The organism is Vreelandella sp. GE22 (assembly GCF_968212445.1).
Map to the genome: position 1 here is coordinate 3,779,585 of NZ_OZ309110.1, position 19,656 is coordinate 3,799,240.

Here is a 19,656-nt window from a genome sequence, read left to right on the forward strand (position 1 = left end):
CGGGCACCGGCGGGCGCTGGCATGGTGGGCGCTGTTCATATAAATTGCGCATACTTTCGATAGCCACTTAATGTTATCGAGTGGGGGCGTTAGCTTAAAAAAGCTTATTACAAACTGAAAACCTTGGGTGATGTATGGCAAAACTGGCACATGCACAATGGTCATCGCGTATGGGCTTTGTGCTGGCGGCCGCTGGTTCAGCGGTTGGCTTGGGGAATATTTGGCGCTTTTCATACCTGACCGGCGAAAGCGGCGGCGCGGCCTTCGTTCTGGTTTACCTGGCGTGCGTGGCGCTGGTGGGCCTGCCAATTCTGGTGGCGGAGTGGATGATCGGCCGGCGTGGTCAGAAAAACCCGATCAACACCATGGCGGATCTCGCCAAACGCCATGGCCGCACGCGTCGGTGGGCGTTGGTGGGTATCAGCGGCGTGCTGGCGTCGTTTTTGATCCTGTCGTTTTATAGCGTGATCGGCGGCTGGTCGCTCAACTACACCATCAATGCGGTGGCCGGCTCGTTCAGCGGCCAGGACGCCGAGGCCAGCGAAGCGGCCTTCGAGGCGCTGCAGGGCGACCCGGGTTCGCTTTTGATCTGGCACACGCTCTTCATGGTGCTGGTCGTGGGCATCGTGGCCCGCGGCGTTACCAAAGGGCTGGAAGCCGCCGCGCGCATCCTGATGCCGGCACTGGTCGTCCTTCTACTGGTGCTGGTTGGTTACGGCGCGGTGAGCGGCTCCTTCCGTGAGGCGCTCGCCTTCATGTTCACGCCGGATTGGAGCGCGCTCAACGGCGGCGTCATGCTGGCCGCCATGGGCCAAGCCTTTTTCACGCTGTCGCTGGGTATGGGCATCATGATGGCCTATGGCTCGTATCTGGGTGAGGACGTCAACCTGCTGAGTACCGCGCGGACGGTCATCGTCCTCGACACCGCCATCGCGCTGTTGGCGGGCCTTGCGATCTTCCCGATCGTCTTCGCCACGGGCCTTGATGCGTCCAGCGGCGCTGGCCTCATCTTCGTTACGCTGCCTATTGCCTTCGGCAACATGGTCGGCGGAAGCCTCCTGGGACTCGGCTTCTTTTTGCTGTTGACCTTCGCAGCACTCACCTCGGCGATTTCGCTGCTGGAACCGGTGGTGGAAACCCTCGAAGAGCGCACGGGCCTTGGCCGCCTGGGCGCGACAGTGACAAGTGCCGCCGCGGTATGGCTGGTCGGCGTAGCGGCGCTGCTGTCGTTCAACGTGTGGGAGGACGTGCTGCTGTTCGGGCTGAACATCTTCGACTTCCTGGACACCTTCACCGGCAAGATTCTGCTGCCGCTGACCGGCCTGGGCGCGATCGTGTTCTACTCGCTCTGCCTGGACAAGGAAGAGTCGCGCAAGGAGCTTGGCATGGACGTGTACGACTACAGCCTTTGGAATCTGCTGACCAAATACGTGGCACCGATTGGCGTGGTTGTGGTGTTCGTGGCGGGCTTCATCTAAGCCGCTTGGCAAAACGGATGTCGGCCACTTATCAGGCCCTGCCATTGGCAGGGCCTTTTGGTATCTGCGCAAGGCTGAACCCGGCGCTTTAACCCGTTACGCGCTAGTGAAGCGCGCGGTGCGCCAGCTCCTCATCCTCCGGCAGCGGGGCGATGTCTCGGGAAAGTTTTTGTGACTCCCGGTGCAGCTCGATGCCGCGGCGCGCCTTCAGATTGCGCTGGGCGGCGCTTCTCCGGCGCTGCGTGTGTTCGGCGACTTCCATTCCCATGAATAGTTCGAGCAGTTCGCTTTTAAGCGACGTCAAGCGTTCGACGTTTTTCATAATCGATGCTCCCTCAGGTGAATCGGCGTTCGTCCACCTGCATCCGTGACCACTATTTATGATGCAGTGCGGCACGTCACTTATTACTATAACCTACTTGACAAAATGATGACGGTCCGGAAAGAAAAGCTTTAACGGCTTTTAAACGCGCAAGCGCCACGCAGGAATGGCGAACGGCTTGACGGCGCATAACGCGCTTGGGTCAGGCATACTGTCGAAAACGCTATGGGATCGTAGCGTGTACCGAATAATCAAGGAGCTCACCGTGAGTCGCGCCCTGTTCGATGAAATGAGACGCCGCATGGAGCACTTTCGCCGCTCCGAACAAAAAGTCGCGCGCTTCGTCCTGCGTAACCCCGACGAAGTGATCCACATGCGCATCGTGGACCTGGCAACGGAAGCCGGCGTCAGCGAACCCACGGTGGTGCGCTTTTGCCGGGCGCTGGGCTGTAACGGCTTTCAGGATTTCAAGCTGCAGCTGGCGCAGATGCTTGCCTCGGGCAGCCAGTTCGCCCAGTTCTCGATGAACGATAGCGACTCGGTGGCGGAGTTCTCTCACAGTATTTTCGACTCCACCGTGGGTACGCTTTTATCGGTGCGCGACCGGCTGGATAACGACGCCCTCGGCCGCGCGGTCAACGCCTTGGCCATGGCCAACCGGGTCGAATTTTACGGCTTTGGCGCCTCCGGGGCGGTGGCGTTCGATGCTCAGCACAAGTTCTTCCGCCTGCAGATTTCCACGTCCGCCTACGCCGACCCGCATATGCAGAACATGTCCGCGGTCACGCTCCAGGAAGGCGACGTGGTGGTGGCGATCTCGCAAACCGGGCGCACCAAGGCGCTGGTGGCAAGCGTTCGCCTGGCCCGGGAAGCCGGCGCCACGGTGATCGGGCTTTGCCCGAGCGAGTCGCCCCTGGCCGACGAGGTGAGCCTGCCGCTCTACATCGATGTCCACGAAGATACCGAGATCTACACGCCGCTTAGCTCGCGCATTGCGCATCTGGTGCTGATCGACGTGCTGGCGGTGGGCGTTGCCAAAACCCGCGGGCCGAAGCTTGCCGAGCAGTTAAAAGCGGTGAAGAAGAGCTTGAACACGCTGCGCTACCCGGACGAAAGCTAGCACGCACTGTATGGTCGTCCAGTGACCGGGCTGTGTTAAACTGTCGGCCCATTTGCAAACCGGCAGCGGCTACCATGGACGACGTGACGGCGATTCTCGATCAGCTCAACCCCGCGCAGCGCGAGGCGGTCAGCGCCCCCCAGGGCAATCTACTGGTGCTCGCCGGGGCGGGCTCGGGTAAAACCCGGGTACTGGTGCATCGCATCGCCTGGATGATGCAGGCCGAGGGCCTTTCGCCCTACGCGCTGCTCGCCGTTACCTTTACCAACAAGGCCGCCCGGGAGATGCGCACGCGCCTGGAAGCGCTTTTGGGCATCTCCATGCGCCACGTCTGGGTGGGCACCTTTCACTCCATCGCCCACCGGCTTTTGCGCACCCACTGGCAGGACGCGAAACTCCCCCAGAACTTTCAAATCATCGACTCCGACGACCAGCTACGCCTGGTCAAGCGCTTGCTGAAGGACTACAACGTCGATGACGAGCGCTACCCGCCGCGCCAGGTGCAGAGCTTCATCTCCGGCTGCAAGGAAGAGGGCCTACGCCCCCACCAGGTCAATGTGGACGGCGACGGTTACCTGAGCCAGATGGTCGAACTCTACGAGCGTTACCAGTTCACCTGCGAGCGCGGCGGGCTGGTCGATTTCGGCGAGCTCTTGCTTAGAAGCCTGGAGCTTTTGCGGGACAACCCGGCGCTTTTGAACCACTACCGCGAGCGCTTCGGCCACGTGCTGGTGGACGAATTTCAGGACACCAACACCCTGCAGTACGCCTGGCTGAAGCTTCTGACCGGCATGCAGACGCCGATGACCGCGGTCGGCGACGACGACCAGTCGATCTACGGCTGGCGCGGGGCGAAAATCGAGAACATTCGCCGCTTCGAGGACGAGTTCCCCCAGACCCATACCGTGCGCCTGGAGCAGAACTACCGCTCCACCAGCGCGATTCTCGACGCCGCCAACGCCTTGATCAGTCACAACAGCGAGCGCATGGGCAAGAATCTTTGGACCGATGGCGTCGAAGGCGAGCCGATCTCGGTCTACGCCGGCTTCAACGACCTGGAGGAGGCGCGCTACATCGTCGACACCATCAAGGAGCGCGTCGACGAAGGCGTGAACCGGCGCGACGTGGCGATTCTTTACCGCTCCAACGCCCAGTCGCGGCTGATCGAGGAGACACTGATCCGCCAGGGGATGCCATATCGCATCTACGGCGGCCACCGCTTCTACGAGCGCCTGGAGATCAAGAACGCCCTGGCCTACCTACGTCTTTTGCTCAACCGTGACGACGACGCTTCACTGGAGCGGGTGATCAACGTGCCCACCCGGGGCATCGGCACGCGCACCGTGGAAATCCTGCGCCACCGCGCCCGCCTGGAAAGCGTCTCCCTCTGGCAGGCGCTGCACGACGCCGTCGGTGATGGCACGCTGAAAGGCCGGGCGGGTAACGCCGTGCAGGCATTCGCCAACCTGATCGAGCAGCTCGAAAACGACGCCGCGGGGCTGACACTTTTTGAAATCATCGACCATGTCATCGAGCACACCGGGCTGATCGAGCACCACAAGAGCGAGCGCGGCGAGAAGGGCCAAGCGCGGGTGGAGAACCTGGGCGAGCTGGTGACCGCGGCGCGGGCCTTCACCCAGGGCGACGCCTTCGAGACGCCGGAAGCCGGCGAAGGCCTGACCGCACTGGAAGCGTTTCTGTCCGAGGCCGCGCTCAAAGCCGGCGACCACGAGGCCGAGGAGTTCGAGGACAGTGTGCAGCTAATGACGCTGCACTCCGCCAAGGGTTTGGAGTTTCCGGTGGTGTTCATCGCCGGCGTCGAAGAGGGGCTTTTCCCACACAAGATGTCCGTCGAGGAGCCGGGGCGCCTGGAAGAGGAGCGAAGGCTTTGTTACGTGGGTGTGACCCGCGCCATGCAGAAGCTTTATCTCACCCACGCCGAAACGCGGCGGCTGCACGGCAAGGAGGTCTTCCCCCGGCCATCGCGGTTTCTGCGTGAACTACCGCCGCATCTGCTCGAGGAGGTGCGCCTGCGCGGCCACGTCGCGCGCCCGGTCACCGCCTCCGCGCGGCCCAACTACGCGCAGACCTCCATCGAGAGCGACGGGGAGCTTCCAGAGCTCCACGTGGGCCAGCGCGTGAGTCATCCGGTGTTCGGCGAAGGCATGATCCTCAACGCCGAAGGCCAGGGGGCGCGGGCCCGGGTGCACGTTAGTTTCGAAGGCGAAGGCGACAAGTGGCTGGTGCTCGGTTTTGCCAAGCTCACCCCGCTTTAGGCTCACTTGCCCAACAAAACCCCTTTGGCGCATACTCACAAGCGACGCTTGCGCCTTTGTGCAACTATAAAAAAACAGACTTCGTTGGAGTATCCCCTCTCATGCAACGCCGCCAATTCATCAAAACCGCCGGCTTCGGCGCCGCTGGTGTCGCCGCCGCCCCCTTCGTGAGCAGCGCCCAGGCCCAACAAACCTACACCTGGGATATGGTCACCTCCTGGCCGAAAAACTTCCCGGCGCTCGGCACCGGCGCCAACGACTTCGCCCGCCGGGTGGAAGAGCTCTCCAATGGGCGCATGCGTATTCGCGTACACGGTGCCGGCGAGCTGGTCCCGGCCCTCGAAGTATTCGATGCGGTCTCCGCGGGCACCGCCGAGATTGGCCACTCCACGCCCTACTACTGGCGCGGCAAGGTGGCGGCGGCGCAGTTCTTTACGGCGGTGCCGTTTGGCATGACCACCACCGAAATGAACGCCTGGATCTACCACGGCGGCGGCCAAGAGCTTTGGGACGAGGTGTACGCCAACCACAACCTCAAGCCGTTCGCCGTGGGCAACACCGGCCCGCAGATGGCCGGCTGGTTCAAAAAAGAGATCAACTCGCTGGACGACATGCAGGGCCTTCGCCTGCGCCTGCCCGGTCTTGCCGGTGAGGCGATGAACGCCATCGGCGTGAGCACCGTGAACATGCCAGGCTCCGAGATCTTTACCTCGATGCAGACCGGCGTGCTCGACGCCGCGGACTGGGTCGGCCCGTACAACGACATGGCCTTCGGTCTGCACCAGGTCGCCGACTACTACTACACCTCGGTATGGAACGAGCCCTGCGCGCTGGTCGAAAGCTTCATCAACCTGGACGCCTGGAACGAACTGCCGGAAGATCTACAGGCGGTGATTCGCGAAGCCGCCCGAGCCTCGAACCTGGCCATGTTCACCGAGTTCGCCTTCCACAACGCCCAGGCGCTGGAAACCCTGGTCGACGAGCACGGCGTCGAGCTTCGCACCTTCCCGGACGACGTCATGCAGGCGCTGTTCGAGGCATCGAAAGAAGTGATTCAGCGCCAGACCGAAAACGACGAAGAGTCGCGCCGCGTCTACGAATCCTATTCGGCGTTCCAGCAGTTGATGCGTCCGTTCAGCGACATCGGCGAGTACGCCTATTTCAAGGGTCGCGAGAGCATCGGCGCCTGAGTGTCAGCGTCAGAGCATTGAAAAAGGGCGCCCAAGGCGCCCTTTTTGATGGCCGCGCTAGTCGCTATGCACGGCGCGAATACGCCCGTTATCGTCCAGGGCCACGACCACGAAGCGGGCCTCGGTCACCTTTTGGCGCTCTTCGAGGGTACGCCCCTGGGGCGGGCGCACCCACACCTCGACATCGATTTTGATCGAGCTGTGGCCGATTTCCTGTACCTGGGTGTATACGCTCACCATCGAGCCCACCCGTACCGGGCTTAGAAAGTCCATCGACTCGATCGCAACCGTCGCGGTGCGCCCGCCCGCTTCACGGCCGGCCGCCAACTCAGCGGCCTGGTCCATCTGATTGACCAGCCAGCCGCCGGCAATATCGCCATAAAGATTGGTATCCTGACGTGAAGCCAGTAGCTTTAGCGTCAACTGCCCAAGCGGAGCAGGCGCATCGTCGAGGTCATGTTCAAGCGGTGTCATAGTCGGGTCGCTTCAAAGGCTTATTGTTGTAAAAGACGGCTGTAACGTATTTTTGTAACAGGATGCGGACATGATGGCACGGTTAGCATCCGGCGTCAGCTAATCACAAGAGGTGGATCGTTTGAAGAGTCGCGGGTTACGCCCAGCCAATAGATACGTAAGCCTTGCGCTTTGGCTGCTGCTTTGGCTCAGCGCGCCGGTCTTTGCGAGCGCGCCGATTAGCGGCACCCTGGGGGCGACCGGCTCCGACACCATGGCGAGTTTGGTGCTGCGCTGGGGCGAGGCGCTCACCGCGCGCTATCCGGATATCAACGTGCAGTTTCAGGCGGGCGGCTCGGCGATTGCACCGTCGGCGCTCACCGCGGGGACGACGCGTCTCGCCCCCATGTCGCGGCCCATGAGCGAAGGCGAGCGTGCCCGCTTCAAAGCGCGCTACGGCTATCCGCCACGCGAACTTCGCGTCGCCCGGGATGCGTTGGTCGTGGTGGTGCACCGACACAACCCCTTGAACGCGCTGACCCCCGAGGCGCTGGACGCCATCTTTTCCACCACCCGCGCCTGCGGTGGAAGCACACCGATTCGCCGCTGGGCCGACATCGCGCCACCGCCACAGTGGCCTTATGGGCGCATCGCGCTCAGCGGGCGCAACCTGGCCTCGGGCACCTTCGATCTTTTCCGCCAGCGGGCGCTTTGCGGCGGGCAGTTTCGGGCCGATATCAGCGAATACCCGGGCTCTTCGGCGGTCGTGGCCGCGGTGGGCCACGCGCCGGACGCCATGGGCTATAGCGGCTATCACCACCTGACGCCCATGGTGCACCCGCTGGGCATCATCGATGGCCAGGGCAAAGCGATCTTCCCCACCGAGGCGACGATCCAAAGCGACGAGTATCCGCTTTCAAGAGATTTGTACCTGTACGTGAACGCCGCTCCCGATACGCCGCTGCCCCCGGTGGAGCAGGCCTTCATCGAACTGATCATGTCCCTCGAGGGCCAGCAAATCGTGCGGGACGCAGGCTTTGTACCGCTCACCGCCGAGCAGCTCGAAACGCCGCCGCTGTCACACGATTGACATAAAAATGACTTACGTTAAGGAGAGCTGATGCTCCACTCCGGTTACCCCACGCGCTCTCTTATGATGTTCCTATGACGCGATCTGCCTTGCCTGGGCCTTTGTCCTGGCGAACACTCAAGGACCGTTTAGCCATCGCCATGATCACCGCCGCCGGCGTTGGCGTGCTGCTGGCGATTCTGGCCATCGGCGTGTTTTTGGTATGGGAAACGCTTCCGCTGTTGACCCGGTTCGACGATTTCTCGCTGGCGCGGCTGTCGCCTCTGGCCTGGGGCACGCTCAAGGCCGCCCTGGCTGCGCTGCTGTTGGCGGTGCCGTTGGCGCTGGGCGCGGCGGTTTTTTCGGCCCTGTTCATGACCGAGCGGCTTCGTGCGCGGATCAAGCCGACCCTGGAGCTGATGGAGGCGGTGCCCGGCGTCGTCATCGGCTTCGTGGCGGGGCTCGTGCTGGCGCCCTGGGTGGAGCACCACCTTGCCAGCACGCTGACACTTCTGGTGTGGCTGCCACTGAGCGCGGCGCTGGCAGGCGTTTTATGGCATAGGTCGCCGAAAGCGCTGCGCCGAAGGCTATCGCTCGACCGGGCCGGGCTCTGGCTGTTGCCCTGGTTCGCCGTCATGGCGGCACTCGCCCTCTGGCTTGCGCCCATGATCGAGCAGCAGTGGCTGGGCGGCGACCTGGCCCGGCTGCTGGATCAGCGCTTCGGCATCGATTACACCACCCGCAATACGCTGATCGTCGGCCTTGCCATGGGGTTTGCCATCATTCCAAGCGTTTATTCGCTGGCCGAAGATGCGCTTTACGGGACGCCCCAAACGCTGATGGAAGGCGCCCAGGCCCTCGGTGCCAGCCGCTGGCAGGCGCTTTGGAAGGTCGCCCTGCCCATGGCGGGGCCGGGCATCTTTTCGGCGGTGATGATCGGCGCCGGCCGCGCCGTGGGCGAAACCATGATCGTCCTCATGGCGAGCAGTAACGCCGCGCTCATGAGCCTGAGCCCCTTCGAGGGGCTGCGCTCGTTTTCGGCGGCGATCGCCATCGAGCTGCCCGAGGCGCCGCCGGACGGGATGACCTATCACCTGCTGATTTTGGCTGCACTCGTGCTATTTATGTTCACCTTTTTGGTCAACACCCTGGCGGAAGTCGTTCGCCAGCGCCTGCGCCGCCGCTACCAGCGGCTGGGGGGGTATTGATGGTACGCGCTGGTCAGCGCCGCTTTTGGCCAGGCGATACCCTGTGGGCCTGGCTCTGCGCCGGCTGCGTAGCGCTGTCGCTTTTGATGCTGGCGACGCTGCTCACGCTGCTCACCGTCAAAGGGCTGGGGCATTTCTGGCCGGCCACGCTCGAAGAGCTGACGCTGCGCTCCGGCGAGCAGGTGATCGGCCAGCCAATACGCGAAGCCCCCATTCCCCAGGGCGAGGGCGCCGAGCGGCTTTACTTTACCGGCAACCGCGAACGAACCGGCGCCGACTGGCGCTGGATCGCGCTGGACGAGATCACAAGCCGGTCCACCCCCGATGACGTGGTACGGCTCGAGCGAAGCCCCAGGGGGGATATCATCGGCCGTCTGAGCACTTTGGAGCTCGAAGGCGAGCGTCTAACCGGCACCGCCGCCCGAACGCGCGTTGCCGGGTTGGTCGATACACCCCGGGAGCACCGCCCGGACGGCCAGCTAATACTGCTCACCAGCCAGGGGCAGCGCCTGGTGCAGCCGCTTTCAAGCGTCAGCGCTTTCCAGACGCCCAATGCGCTCTCCTTTCTGGAAAAAACCGCCGTTTGGGGGCGAGGCGTGTGGCGATTTTTGAGCGAAGGCCCACGGGCGGCCAATACCGGCGGCGGGGTCTGGCCGGCCATTTTCGGCACGCTTTTAATGGTGATTTTGATGTCGGTGATCGTGACGCCCTTTGGTGTACTGGCGGCGATCTATCTCAACGAGATCGCCCATCAGAATCGCCTGACCCGGCTGGTGCGTATCGGCGTGCGCAACCTGGCCGGTGTCCCTTCGATCGTTTACGGCGTGTTCGGGTTAGGCGTGTTCGTTTACGGCGTAGGGGGCTCGATCGACCGCTGGTTTTTCGATGACGCCCTGCCCTCGCCCACCTTCGGTACCGGTGGGCTTTTGTGGGCCTCATTGACGCTTGCCCTGCTGACGCTGCCGGTGGTGATCGTGGCCACCGAAGAGGGCCTGGCACGCGTGCCCATCGCCCAGCGCGAAGGCGCCGTGGCGCTGGGCGCGACCCGTCTGGAGATGCTGACCCGGGTCGTGCTTCCCATGGCGACACCGGCAATGCTGACCGGCGTGATTCTGGCCGTGGCCCGGGCCGCGGGAGAAGTAGCACCGCTGATGCTGGTCGGCGTCGCCAAGCTGGCCCCGCAGATGCCGCTGGACGGGGAGTTTCCCTACCTGCATCTCGAGCGCAAATTCATGCATCTTGGCTATCATCTATTTGATACCGCTTTTCATGGCGATGATGTCGAGGCCGCCATTCCGCTGGTTTACGCCACGGCGCTTTTATTGGTGCTGATCGTGCTGGTGCTTAACCTAACTGCCATATTTCTACGTCATTATTTACGGCGTCAACGAGGAGAGTCATGGTCGCGCCCTTGAAAGTCGCACCGCCGCCGGTAGTGACGTTCGACGCCGAACAGCGCTGTTTGAATGTCCAGGACTTCAGCCTGACCTATGGCGGCAAACCCGCGCTCAAGGCGCTAACGCTGCAAGTGCCGCGCCACCGGGTCACCGCGTTTATCGGCCCCTCCGGGTGCGGTAAGTCCTCGCTTTTGCGCGCGTTCAACCGGCTGCACGACCTTAACGAAAGCGCCGTTCATCACGGCCGTATCGAGCTTGAAGAGCGCGATATTTTCGAGGCGGACATCAATGTGAGCGAGCTTCGCCGTCGAGTGGGCATGGTGTTTCAAACCCCCAACCCCTTCCCGATGTCGATCTACGAAAACGTGGCCTTTGGCCTGCGCCTGGAGCGGCGCTTGCCCAAGCGCAAGCGCGACGACATCATCGAGTGGGCGCTTAGCTCCGCCGCGCTTTGGGACGAGGTGAAGGATCGCCTGCACCGCTCGGCGTGGCTTTTATCCGGCGGCCAACAGCAGCGGCTGGTGATCGCGCGCACCCTAGCGGTCAGGCCCGACGTACTGCTGCTCGACGAGCCGGCCTCGGCACTGGATCCGATCTCCACGCTCAAAATCGAGGAGTTGATTCGCAATCTTAAAAACGAGCTGACCCTGGTGCTGGTGACGCACAACATGCAGCAGGCCGCTCGAGTATCCGATTACACCGCCTTTTTAAATAACGGCGAGCTCGTCGAATACGGCCCGACCGACCAGGTCTTTACCAACCCGAAACAGCAGCGGACCGAAAACTACATCACCGGCCGGGTCACATAGCCCGGCGCCGATCCCCGCAGGAGTGCTCGATGGATATTACAAGCGATACCCATAGCCAGCATATTTCGCGCCAGTTCAATCAGGAGCTGGAAGAGCTGAAAACCCGTCTGATGGCGATGGGTGGGCTGGTCGAAAAGCAGGTACAAAACGCCGTACACGCGCTGATGGAAAACGACAGCCACTTGGCCGAAGAGGTGCGCGACAACGACCGCCAGGTCAACGACATGCAGTTGAAGATCGACGAGGAGTGCACCCGCGTACTCGCCAGGCGCCAACCCGCCGCCTCGGACCTGCGCCTGGTACTGGCGGTGATTCGCGCCACGTCGGATTTGGAGCGCATCGGCGACGAAGCCAGCAAGATCGCGCGTAACGCCCTGACGCTATCCGACAACAGCAGCGGTATTCGTGGCCTCGTCGAGGTGCGCCATATTAGCGAGCACGTTCGCAAGATGCTGCGCGATGCGCTCACCGCCTTTGCCCGCTTCGATACCGAACTTGCCATGCAGGTCGTGCGCGAAGACGAATCCGTGGACGACGAATACGGCAGCGCCATGCGCTCGCTGATGACCTTCATGATGGAGGATTCGCGCTCGATCAGCTCGGTGCTGAGCATCATGTGGGTGCTGCGAGCGCTCGAGCGCGTGGGCGATCACGCCAACAACCTGGCCGAGTACGTCGTCTACCTGGTGAAAGGGCTCGATATTCGCCACACCGCGCCAGAAAGCCTCGATGAGCAGATGCTAAAAAAGCCTTGACCTTTTAAAGCGTTGAGCCTGCAATACGCCCAGGCATTCCAACTGGGCGTATTTATAAGGATCCTCGATGCTAACTGCGGTCTCCGCCCTGAGCCAGGGCATTCGCCTGGTCTATCGAAAAGGACTACGGCGCTATATATTTCTACCCATCCTGATCAATCTGATCGTCTACATCAGTCTTGCAAGCTTCACTGCTCGGCGCTTTTCCGGCTGGCTGGACCATGCCATGGCGAGCATACCGGCCTGGCTTGACTGGCTCTCCTGGCTGATCTGGCCGCTGTTCGTCTTGAGCCTGCTGGTGGCGATATTTTTTACCTTCACGCTGGTGACGCATCTAATCGCCGCTCCTTTTTACGGCTTTTTGGCCGCTCACATAGAGCGCAGCGCCACCGGTGTCGAGCCGCTGGACGACCGGGGCCTGGCGAAAACGGCTCTGGACGCCGTGGGGCGCGAGCTGGTCAAGCTGCGCTATATTTTGCCCCGCGCTGCTCTGCTGTTCATTCTAAGCTGGATACCCGGGCTCAATTTAGTGGCTCCACTACTCTGGGCGCTTTTTTCCGCATGGGTAATGGCCATCACCTACCTGGACTACCCCATGGATAACAACAAGGTGAGCTTTAAAGACATGCGCCAACGCCTGGCCGCACGCTGGTGGCCGAGCATGAGCTACGGGGGGCTTGTCACGCTGATTACCTGGATACCGCTTGCCAACCTTTTCTTGCTACCCGGGGCCGTGGCCGGAGCGGTGCTGATGTGGGACGCCCATTACCGGGATATCAAGCAGTTGACTCATGATTGAGGCTGGCTGGTATCGCAGGCTTTTGAAACATGGGATACAGGAGAGGATCGAGGCGCAAACCTTTATAGTGATCAAAAGGCTCACAGCAAACAAAACGTTATACCCATAAAAACTAGACCCCGCTACAAGGCGGGGTCTTCATTTATGCTTAGCGATTGCGATGCTTAACGAAAGCTTCCTATCCTTTTGAGGGGCTCCAACCGTGGAATCTAACCCTAACTAACGTTTTTGATCGTCGCTTGATTCAATCCTTGAATCGTTTGGAGCATCCATGCGGTGGGACATCCTGTCCCTTATAAATGCTCACTCCCTAAGCGTAATGTTTTGTACGTAAATTGCAACAAAATGTTACTTACGACTCAGAGTTTTTCTCGACAACGCCTTCCGGAGAGGTTTCTGAACCCTCTTCAGTGGAAGTACCCATTGAGTCCGGCTCACCGATAGTTTCATCGTTGGGGCCTTGGGTGTGATGGTCGGTTTCAAGCTCTTCCTGAGTGTAATCCGGGTTGTCATTGGTGTTGGTGTTCATGTTGACACCTGATGACTCTTGCGCCGGATCGTGCTCGACCATGCTGTCCTGATTTTCTTCGATCGACGGATGATCGGTGGTATCTGCGAATGCCATCGGGCTTGCCAACAGACCAAACGAAATACCTACGATACCGGCTTTCTTGAGTAGCTCCTTGGACATCATATTCCACCTCCTGAATCGCTGTGGTTACCGCTTAAAGTAAGAAAGAGTACCTTTCGGTCGACTACTTTGAAGCAGCTGTCTTTCTTACCAAAAGCTTTGCAGAGGCTGTGCCAAACATGGCATAAAAATCAATATAACTTTAAAAACAGCAACTTAAAATATTACAAGTCTTATACAGAAAGCTGGACAACAGCGTTTGCATCAATAAAAAGTGGCTAATAATGACACATAGACAATTTGTGACCCATTCTTGTATGCCATTTTGACACACTGTACAACTTTGGTCTCATATACCTAGGTCTGAGCAATACGCGAGACGGGAAAGACGCAGCGAAAACGCGCCCCCTGCTGAGGGTGAGAGTCGATTTGAAGCTTGCCATCGTGGCGCAGCAGGACGTGTTTCACGATGGCAAGCCCGAGCCCGGTGCCGCCAGTGGCCGTACTGCGGCCTTTATCCACACGGTAGAAGCGCTCGGTCAGGCGGGGAATATGGACCGGGTCGATACCGTGTCCATTATCTTCCACTTCGATACACACGCCGCCGTCGGGAAGGGGGGCGTAACGCAGGGTGATCTCGCTCCCCCCAGGGGCGTAACGCACGGCGTTGAACATCAGGTTGGAAACGGCGCTTCGAAGCTCCTGCTCGCTTCCGATCAGCCGCGCGTCGCTTTCGATCACAAGCTCGATACGCTGGGACTCGGTATGCTGCTGCTGGGAAAGAGCGTTGGCATCCTGGTGAATGCTTTGTAAAAGTGGCGCCAGCGCCAACGGCTGATGATCCTTGCCGCCCTGGTCGATTTCCAACCGGGAAAGCAGTAGCAGGTCATTGACCAGGTTCTGCATACGCAACGTTTGCGCCTGCATTTGGCCGATACTGCGCCCCAACCGGGGCGGCAGCTCGTCTTTTAAATCGCTGTAGGTTTCCAGGTAACCCGAAAGCACGGTAAGCGGCGTGCGTAACTCGTGGGACACGTTGGCCACGAAGTCACGGCGCATCTGCTCCAGGCGGTGCAGCCTGGTAATGTCGCGCGCCATCACCAGGCGCTCGTCATCGCCGTAGAGCGTGATTTGATACTCGAGAATACGCCGCTCGTCGATGGGCGAGGTAAGCGTTAATGGCTCGCTGTACTGACGCGCCGAGAAGTAGCGTACGAAGGCGGGATCGCGCAGCAAATTGGTAATGTGCTGGCCGCGGTCGTGCGCGGTTTGCAGTCCCAGCATCTGGTGGGCGGCGCTGTTCCACCATTCGAGATCACCGTTGCGGTCGAGCATGACCACACTGTCGCGCATCGCCTCGGAGGACTCCTGAATGCGCGCCAAGGTGGCTCTTAGTCGGCTTTGCGTGATTCGCTGGCTTTTCTGATAGCGGTAAAGCCGGTCCAGCAGCTCACCCCATAGCCCCTTGGCCGCGGGGGGCTCTTCGTTGGGCGTGAACGTCAGCCACTGGTGCAGGGTACGCAGTTGGCGCAGATGGTAGAAAAGACACGCCCCCAAACCCGCGGACAGCCCCAGCCCCGGCGAGCCAAACAGCCAACCCAGGACGACGCCGAGGGTGGCCAGCCCCGCGATACGCCAAAGCTCTCGGCTCCACAAACGCACGCGCTACACCCGGGCGGAGAAGCGGTACCCGGTGCCGCGCACCGTTTGAATCAGGTTCTGGTGGACATCGCCCAACGCCTTGCGCAGACGGCGGATATGCACATCCACGGTGCGCTCTTCGACGTAGACGTTGCCGCCCCATACCTGATCCAACAGTTGGCTGCGGGTGTAGGCGCGCTCCTGGTGGGTCATGAAAAACTGCAGTAAGCGGTATTCGGTGGGCCCCATATCCAATGCCTTGCCGTGGGCGCTGACCCGATGGCTTACCGGATCGAGCATCAAACCGTTGATTTCGATGGGGTCTTCCACGCCGCGTGGCGTCGTTCGGCGCAGCACCGCTTTCAAACGCGCCACCAGTTCGCGAGGCGAAAACGGCTTGGTGATGTAGTCATCAGCCCCCGCTTCGAGGCCCTGGATCTTGTTATCTTCTTCGCCCTTGGCGGTCAGCATGATGATCGGGATCTCGGCGGTCGCCTCTTCGCGCTTCAGGCGCCTTGCAAGCTCGATCCCACTGGTGCCGGGCATCATCCAGTCAAGCAGCAGAAGGTCCGGCTGATGATCCACGACCAGGGCGTGGGCGTCCTGGGCATTGTCCGCTTCGAGCACGCGATAGTCCGCCATTTCCAGCGCCACCGCGATCATCTCACGAATAGGTGCCTCATCATCGACGATCAAAACGGTCTTGGCGGTCATTGGCAGGCCTCACGGTGTCCAGACGAAAGTGGTTCGATGACATATCGGTGACAATCACACCATGCACGGGTGACAGTTTTATGACAACTTCGACATTAGCCTGTCACCGGCCACCCGCTCAATGCCAGCCCGGCAAATACCAGAAGCCCCGACCAGTGGTTGTTCAAAAACGCCTGAAAGCACGCGTCGCGCTCGCGGCCCACGATCAAGCGCTGCTGATGCACGAAAGTCACCGCCATGGCCCCAAGGCCCAGCCAGAAGAACCCGCCAAGCCCTACACGCCAGCCCACCAGCGCCAGCAACACAAGCGTGGCCGCCTGCAGCAGCCCGATGATCAGCCGGTCGGCCTCGCCAAACAGCACGGCGGTCGACTTGATGCCGATTTTCAGGTCATCGTCACGATCCACCATCGCGTATTGGGTGTCGTAGGCGACGGTCCACAGCACGTTGGCCAAAAACAGGATCCACGCTTCGAGAGGAACGAAGCCCAGTACCGCGCCGAACGCCATGGGGATCGCCCAGGAGAACGCGGCGCCCAGTACCACTTGCGGGAAATGGGTATAGCGCTTCATGAAGGGGTAGATAAACGCCAGCGCCACGCCGCCCAACGAGAGGGCCACGGTAAACCAGTTGGTCAGCAGGACCAGCACGAAGGAGGCGGCGACCAGCAAGGTGAACAGCAGTTTGGCTTCGGTCTCGCTGATGCGCCCGGTCGCCAGTGGCCGGTTTTTAGTACGCTTGACGTGGCCATCGAAGTGGCGGTCGGCGTAGTCGTTCACCACGCAGCCCGCCGCGCGCATGGTGTAGACCCCGGCGATAAAGATCAGCAGCACGCCGCGCCCCGGCACGCCTTCGGCGGCTACCCACAGCGCCCAAAGGGTAGGCCACATCAAAAGCCAGGTGCCGATGGGCCGGTCCAGGCGCATCAGGGTGATGAAATCCGCCGCCCGAGACCACCCGGTAGGACGCAGCAGTGAACGATCCATGCTTACCTCTCAAAGACAAAACGCGCGTCTAGCCTAGCGCGAAGCCATGCCAAGATCATCCGCCATCGTGGATAAAAAGGCCTCCTGGACCAATAGCGCCAGGCCTGCGTGATAAAAGACCGAACGCCGCGCCCATACCCCGGCCACCCCAGGAGGACACAAGTGGCGGGCAAACGCTGGCCGCTGGCGGGTAGCAAAGAGGGGCCCGCGTACAAGGTCCGGCTGGCGAAACAGCCAGCTACCCAGTGAACGTTCGCCAAGGCGTTTTAGGTGTTGCCCCTGAAGCTGCTCGAGAGGCGCCACCGAACGCGCCACAACCCAAGGGGCATCATCCACGCACAGGGCCACTTCACGAAGCCAGGCCAAGCGGCGCGGCGCCAGGCCCAATGCCTGCGCCTCGTCGCGGGTGGGCACCCCCACCGTTTGGCGCAAAAGCTGCACGCGAAAGGGGCTGGGCCGGCCTGCCGAGACCAGCCGCTGGGTCAGGGAATCGGTCGAGGCCACCCACTGCCACCAGGCAGCACTCATGGCCGGGCGCAGCGCGTTCACGGGTTGCCAGCGCGCGTAGGGGGTAGGGTGCAAAAGGTGTGAAGCCACGCGACCTCCAGGGCGGTCAAGTCGTTGAAGCTAGTGTAACATGACGTTCTGACGCACTTTTCTCAACGACGTTTTCTTGAAGACCGTTCATTTAAAGACCGTTCATTTAAAGACAGTCGCTTAAAGACCGTCATTTAAAACATCATGGTTCCAACACTGGGTGATGACATGACCCACTCCTTCTCTCAAACCGAAAAGCCGGTGGATCTGATCGTCCTGGGCACCGGCATGGCCGGTGTCGGTCTGGCCCGGGCATTGCGGCGCCAAGGTGACGCCCGCTCGATCACCCTGGTGAGCTTCGACAGCGGCGATGAGTACAGCAAACCGCTGCTCTCCACGGGCTTTGGCAAGCGCCTGGCACCCGAGGCACTCGCCAGGCAAAGCGCCGATGAGGTGGCCCGCGAGCTCGACGCCACGCTGCGCGCCCATACCCATGTCACCGCGCTCGACGCCGATAGCCGCCGCCTGACGCTTTCCAACGGCGAGCAGCTTGCTTTCGAAAAGCTCGTGCTGGCCACCGGCGCCAGCCCACGCATGGCCCTTGACGTGCCCGACACGCTGGCCGGGCGCTTTTTCAGCGTGAACGACCTGGAGGACTACCGGGGCTTGCATGAAGCACTGGCTTCGCGCAGTGCCCGGGTGGCGGTCATTGGCGCAGGACTGGTCGGCTGCGAATTCGCCAACGACCTGCACGCCGCGGGTCACCAGGTCACGCTAATCGCCCCGGAAGCCACGCCGCTACCGCGCCTTCTACCCGCACCGCTTGGCGAGGCGCTGGGCAGCGCCTTCGAAGCGGGCGGCATCGCCTTGGCGCTGGGTCGCACGGTGAGCGCTATCGCAACGGATGAACACGACGATCTGGTGCTCACCCTCGATAACGGCGAAACCTGCCGCGTGGATACCGTGCTAATGGCCACCGGCCTGACCCCGCGCACAGCGCTTGCACGCCAGGCCGGGCTTGACGTGTCGCCAAGCGGTATCCAGGTGGACCGCTATCTGCAAACCTCTAACGCTGCGATCTACGCGCTGGGCGATGCCGCCTGTGTCGACGGCGTCAATGCCATGTACGTACAGCCCCTTCAAGCAAGTGTGAAGACATTGGCGGCCACCCTAGCCGGCACCCCGACCCCCGTCAGCTTCGGCGCTTGGCCGGTGGTAGTGAAAACGCCGCTGCTGCCCGTGGTGGCCTATTCCCCGCCTGCGCCCGTCGCACAGTGGCGTATCGAGGGTGAAGGTGATGCACTCGCCGCCCTTGGCGAAGATAAAGATGGCCAATTAGTCGGGTTTGCGTTGACAGGCAGTTGCGTCAAAAGGAAAGTGGAGCTTTCCAGAGCGGTGCCTGCGCTGCTAGGCTGATCCACGACCAATTGAAGATCAGGCCATAAAGTTAAAACACTCGTTTGTTTTCAATAACACTCATAAGCGTTACGCTTACTTTTTCTATCAGGGAGACCCCTTTTATGCGCAAACCTGAACTCGCCGCTGCCATTGCTGAAAACGCTGATCTTTCCAAAGACAAAGCGGGCCAAGTGCTGAACGTCATTCTTGATGAAATCACCAATAGCGTGGCCAAGGGTGAAGACGTGGCCCTGATCGGTTTCGGTACCTTCACCGTGCGCGAACGCGCCGCCCGTACCGGTAAGAACCCGCAAACCGGCGAGCCGCTGAAGATTCCGGCCAGCAAAAACGTGGCGTTCAAGCCCGGTAAAGCGCTCAAGGACGCCGTTTCCTAATGAAACTCCGGCTAACGCTGTGGCTACTTGGCTTGATGCTCAAGCGAGCACTGCGGCGAAAGCCGCGTTTCAAAGAACAGCTTGAGCGTATGCGCAGTCTGGACTGGGGCATTGCAACGGAAGACCTCGGCACTGCCCGCCACTACCGAATGACGCCTGACGGCATCGACACCGGTAAAGGCCTGCCCATCGACCTGGATCTCGAACTACGTTTTCGCGACCAGGACGCCGCGCTGAAAATACTCAAAAAACCGACCCAGCAAGCCTTTCTGCACGGCATGATGAACGGCGACGTACGCCTGGTCGGCGACTCCAGCGATATGAACAAGCTGCAGAAGCTTTTGAAGTATTTGTAACGGCTAACAGCCCGCCCCCGCCAAGGGGGCGGGCTGTTTTAGTCTGCTGCAAGCTGATCGCCACGTTCAAGCTTACGCGTTGCTGAGCGCCTCTTCGAATAGCCGCCAATACATCCATTACG

General features: G+C 61.1%; 20 protein-coding genes. 13 read left to right on the forward strand and 7 right to left on the reverse strand.

Annotated features, from left to right (window positions below; translation table 11 throughout):
• The first annotated feature begins 134 nt into the window (after positions 1-134).
• A complete protein-coding gene (locus ACWHRL_RS17705; protein ID WP_447894694.1) occupies positions 135-1,478 on the forward strand; it encodes a sodium-dependent transporter in 1,344 nt (447 codons plus the stop codon).
• A 103-nt stretch (positions 1,479-1,581) separates the two neighbouring features.
• Here ACWHRL_RS17705 and ACWHRL_RS17710 read toward each other — a convergent pair whose 3' ends face one another.
• Positions 1,582-1,800, reverse strand: a complete 219-nt coding sequence (locus tag ACWHRL_RS17710; RefSeq protein WP_447894695.1) for a PA3496 family putative envelope integrity protein — start codon at positions 1,798-1,800, stop codon at positions 1,582-1,584.
• Between the two features lie 265 nt (positions 1,801-2,065).
• Here ACWHRL_RS17710 and hexR point away from each other — a divergent pair, with 265 nt between their 5' ends.
• The 3 genes from hexR to ACWHRL_RS17725 all read left to right on the forward strand — a co-directional run bounded on the left by hexR (position 2,066) and on the right by ACWHRL_RS17725 (position 6,386).
• Positions 2,066-2,920 (forward strand): transcriptional regulator HexR, encoded by an 855-nt coding sequence (hexR, locus tag ACWHRL_RS17715; protein ID WP_447530386.1) that lies wholly within the window; start codon positions 2,066-2,068, stop codon positions 2,918-2,920.
• Positions 2,921-2,994: 74 nt separating this feature from the next.
• Positions 2,995-5,196, forward strand: a complete 2,202-nt coding sequence (uvrD, locus tag ACWHRL_RS17720; RefSeq protein ID WP_447894696.1) for a DNA helicase II — start codon at positions 2,995-2,997, stop codon at positions 5,194-5,196.
• 101 nt (positions 5,197-5,297) lie between these two features.
• Complete coding sequence (locus ACWHRL_RS17725) at positions 5,298-6,386, forward strand: TRAP transporter substrate-binding protein (protein WP_447530388.1); 1,089 nt, start codon at positions 5,298-5,300, stop codon at positions 6,384-6,386.
• A 57-nt stretch (positions 6,387-6,443) separates the two neighbouring features.
• On the opposite strand, the gene ACWHRL_RS17730 is transcribed toward ACWHRL_RS17725, so the two are convergent.
• On the reverse strand, positions 6,444-6,860 hold the full coding sequence (locus ACWHRL_RS17730) for an acyl-CoA thioesterase (protein WP_447530389.1): 417 nt from the start codon (positions 6,858-6,860) through the stop codon (positions 6,444-6,446).
• A 121-nt stretch (positions 6,861-6,981) separates the two neighbouring features.
• Between ACWHRL_RS17730 and ACWHRL_RS17735 the strand changes: the two genes are divergently transcribed.
• From ACWHRL_RS17735 to cysZ, 6 genes are all read left to right on the forward strand, one after another.
• The gene (locus ACWHRL_RS17735; RefSeq protein ID WP_447894697.1) at positions 6,982-7,929 is read left to right on the forward strand and encodes a PstS family phosphate ABC transporter substrate-binding protein; all 948 of its coding nucleotides are present in this window, start codon (positions 6,982-6,984) and stop codon (positions 7,927-7,929) included.
• A gap of 74 nt (positions 7,930-8,003) precedes the next feature.
• Complete coding sequence (locus ACWHRL_RS17740; protein ID WP_447530391.1) at positions 8,004-9,116, forward strand: ABC transporter permease subunit; 1,113 nt, start codon at positions 8,004-8,006, stop codon at positions 9,114-9,116.
• Complete coding sequence (pstA, locus tag ACWHRL_RS17745; protein WP_447894698.1) at positions 9,116-10,531, forward strand: phosphate ABC transporter permease PstA; 1,416 nt, start codon at positions 9,116-9,118, stop codon at positions 10,529-10,531. Before ACWHRL_RS17740 ends, pstA begins: the two co-directional genes overlap by 1 nt.
• Positions 10,516-11,322, forward strand: coding sequence for a phosphate ABC transporter ATP-binding protein PstB (pstB, locus tag ACWHRL_RS17750; RefSeq protein ID WP_447530393.1), 807 nt, complete (start codon positions 10,516-10,518; stop codon positions 11,320-11,322). Before pstA ends, pstB begins: the two co-directional genes overlap by 16 nt.
• A gap of 29 nt (positions 11,323-11,351) precedes the next feature.
• On the forward strand, positions 11,352-12,077 hold the full coding sequence (gene phoU / locus ACWHRL_RS17755) for a phosphate signaling complex protein PhoU (protein WP_447530394.1): 726 nt from the start codon (positions 11,352-11,354) through the stop codon (positions 12,075-12,077).
• A gap of 67 nt (positions 12,078-12,144) precedes the next feature.
• Positions 12,145-12,876 (forward strand): sulfate transporter CysZ, encoded by a 732-nt coding sequence (gene cysZ, locus ACWHRL_RS17760; protein ID WP_447530395.1) that lies wholly within the window; start codon positions 12,145-12,147, stop codon positions 12,874-12,876.
• 352 nt (positions 12,877-13,228) lie between these two features.
• Here cysZ and ACWHRL_RS17765 read toward each other — a convergent pair whose 3' ends face one another.
• From ACWHRL_RS17765 to ACWHRL_RS17785, 5 genes are all read right to left on the reverse strand, one after another.
• Positions 13,229-13,570 (reverse strand): hypothetical protein, encoded by a 342-nt coding sequence (locus ACWHRL_RS17765; RefSeq protein WP_447894699.1) that lies wholly within the window; start codon positions 13,568-13,570, stop codon positions 13,229-13,231.
• Between the two features lie 294 nt (positions 13,571-13,864).
• Positions 13,865-15,169, reverse strand: a complete 1,305-nt coding sequence (gene phoR, locus ACWHRL_RS17770; RefSeq protein WP_447894700.1) for a phosphate regulon sensor histidine kinase PhoR — start codon at positions 15,167-15,169, stop codon at positions 13,865-13,867.
• A gap of 3 nt (positions 15,170-15,172) precedes the next feature.
• A complete protein-coding gene (gene phoB, locus ACWHRL_RS17775; RefSeq protein ID WP_447530398.1) occupies positions 15,173-15,862 on the reverse strand; it encodes a phosphate regulon transcriptional regulator PhoB in 690 nt (229 codons plus the stop codon).
• A 95-nt stretch (positions 15,863-15,957) separates the two neighbouring features.
• Complete coding sequence (ubiA, locus tag ACWHRL_RS17780; protein ID WP_447894701.1) at positions 15,958-16,848, reverse strand: 4-hydroxybenzoate octaprenyltransferase; 891 nt, start codon at positions 16,846-16,848, stop codon at positions 15,958-15,960.
• Between the two features lie 33 nt (positions 16,849-16,881).
• Positions 16,882-17,445 (reverse strand): chorismate--pyruvate lyase family protein, encoded by a 564-nt coding sequence (locus ACWHRL_RS17785; protein WP_447894702.1) that lies wholly within the window; start codon positions 17,443-17,445, stop codon positions 16,882-16,884.
• A 168-nt stretch (positions 17,446-17,613) separates the two neighbouring features.
• On the opposite strand from ACWHRL_RS17785, the gene ACWHRL_RS17790 reads away from it, so the two are divergent.
• The 3 genes from ACWHRL_RS17790 to ACWHRL_RS17800 all read left to right on the forward strand — a co-directional run bounded on the left by ACWHRL_RS17790 (position 17,614) and on the right by ACWHRL_RS17800 (position 19,534).
• Positions 17,614-18,801 (forward strand): FAD-dependent oxidoreductase, encoded by a 1,188-nt coding sequence (locus tag ACWHRL_RS17790; protein ID WP_447894703.1) that lies wholly within the window; start codon positions 17,614-17,616, stop codon positions 18,799-18,801.
• Positions 18,802-18,905: 104 nt separating this feature from the next.
• Positions 18,906-19,178 carry an HU family DNA-binding protein gene (locus ACWHRL_RS17795; RefSeq protein ID WP_447530402.1) on the forward strand — a complete coding sequence of 91 codons (273 nt, stop codon included), beginning with the start codon at positions 18,906-18,908 and terminating at the stop codon, positions 19,176-19,178.
• Complete coding sequence (locus ACWHRL_RS17800; protein ID WP_447894704.1) at positions 19,178-19,534, forward strand: hypothetical protein; 357 nt, start codon at positions 19,178-19,180, stop codon at positions 19,532-19,534. Before ACWHRL_RS17795 ends, ACWHRL_RS17800 begins: the two co-directional genes overlap by 1 nt.
• Positions 19,535-19,656 lie beyond the last annotated feature (122 nt).

Coding starts and splice junctions, on each gene's coding strand:
- ACWHRL_RS17725 (WP_447530388.1), top strand. CDS start 5,298: ATGCAACGCCGCCAATTCATCAAAACCGCCGGCTTCGGCGCCGCTGGT.
- ubiA (WP_447894701.1), bottom strand. CDS start 16,848: ATGGATCGTTCACTGCTGCGTCCTACCGGGTGGTCTCGGGCGGCGGAT.
- ACWHRL_RS17790 (WP_447894703.1), top strand. CDS start 17,614: ATGACCCACTCCTTCTCTCAAACCGAAAAGCCGGTGGATCTGATCGTC.
- ACWHRL_RS17795 (WP_447530402.1), top strand. CDS start 18,906: ATGCGCAAACCTGAACTCGCCGCTGCCATTGCTGAAAACGCTGATCTT.
- ACWHRL_RS17710 (WP_447894695.1), bottom strand. CDS start 1,800: ATGAAAAACGTCGAACGCTTGACGTCGCTTAAAAGCGAACTGCTCGAA.
- ACWHRL_RS17765 (WP_447894699.1), bottom strand. CDS start 13,570: ATGATGTCCAAGGAGCTACTCAAGAAAGCCGGTATCGTAGGTATTTCG.
- pstB (WP_447530393.1), top strand. CDS start 10,516: ATGGTCGCGCCCTTGAAAGTCGCACCGCCGCCGGTAGTGACGTTCGAC.
- phoB (WP_447530398.1), bottom strand. CDS start 15,862: ATGACCGCCAAGACCGTTTTGATCGTCGATGATGAGGCACCTATTCGT.
- ACWHRL_RS17705 (WP_447894694.1), top strand. CDS start 135: ATGGCAAAACTGGCACATGCACAATGGTCATCGCGTATGGGCTTTGTG.
- ACWHRL_RS17740 (WP_447530391.1), top strand. CDS start 8,004: ATGACGCGATCTGCCTTGCCTGGGCCTTTGTCCTGGCGAACACTCAAG.
- pstA (WP_447894698.1), top strand. CDS start 9,116: ATGGTACGCGCTGGTCAGCGCCGCTTTTGGCCAGGCGATACCCTGTGG.
- phoU (WP_447530394.1), top strand. CDS start 11,352: ATGGATATTACAAGCGATACCCATAGCCAGCATATTTCGCGCCAGTTC.
- ACWHRL_RS17800 (WP_447894704.1), top strand. CDS start 19,178: ATGAAACTCCGGCTAACGCTGTGGCTACTTGGCTTGATGCTCAAGCGA.
- cysZ (WP_447530395.1), top strand. CDS start 12,145: ATGCTAACTGCGGTCTCCGCCCTGAGCCAGGGCATTCGCCTGGTCTAT.
- uvrD (WP_447894696.1), top strand. CDS start 2,995: ATGGACGACGTGACGGCGATTCTCGATCAGCTCAACCCCGCGCAGCGC.
- ACWHRL_RS17730 (WP_447530389.1), bottom strand. CDS start 6,860: ATGACACCGCTTGAACATGACCTCGACGATGCGCCTGCTCCGCTTGGG.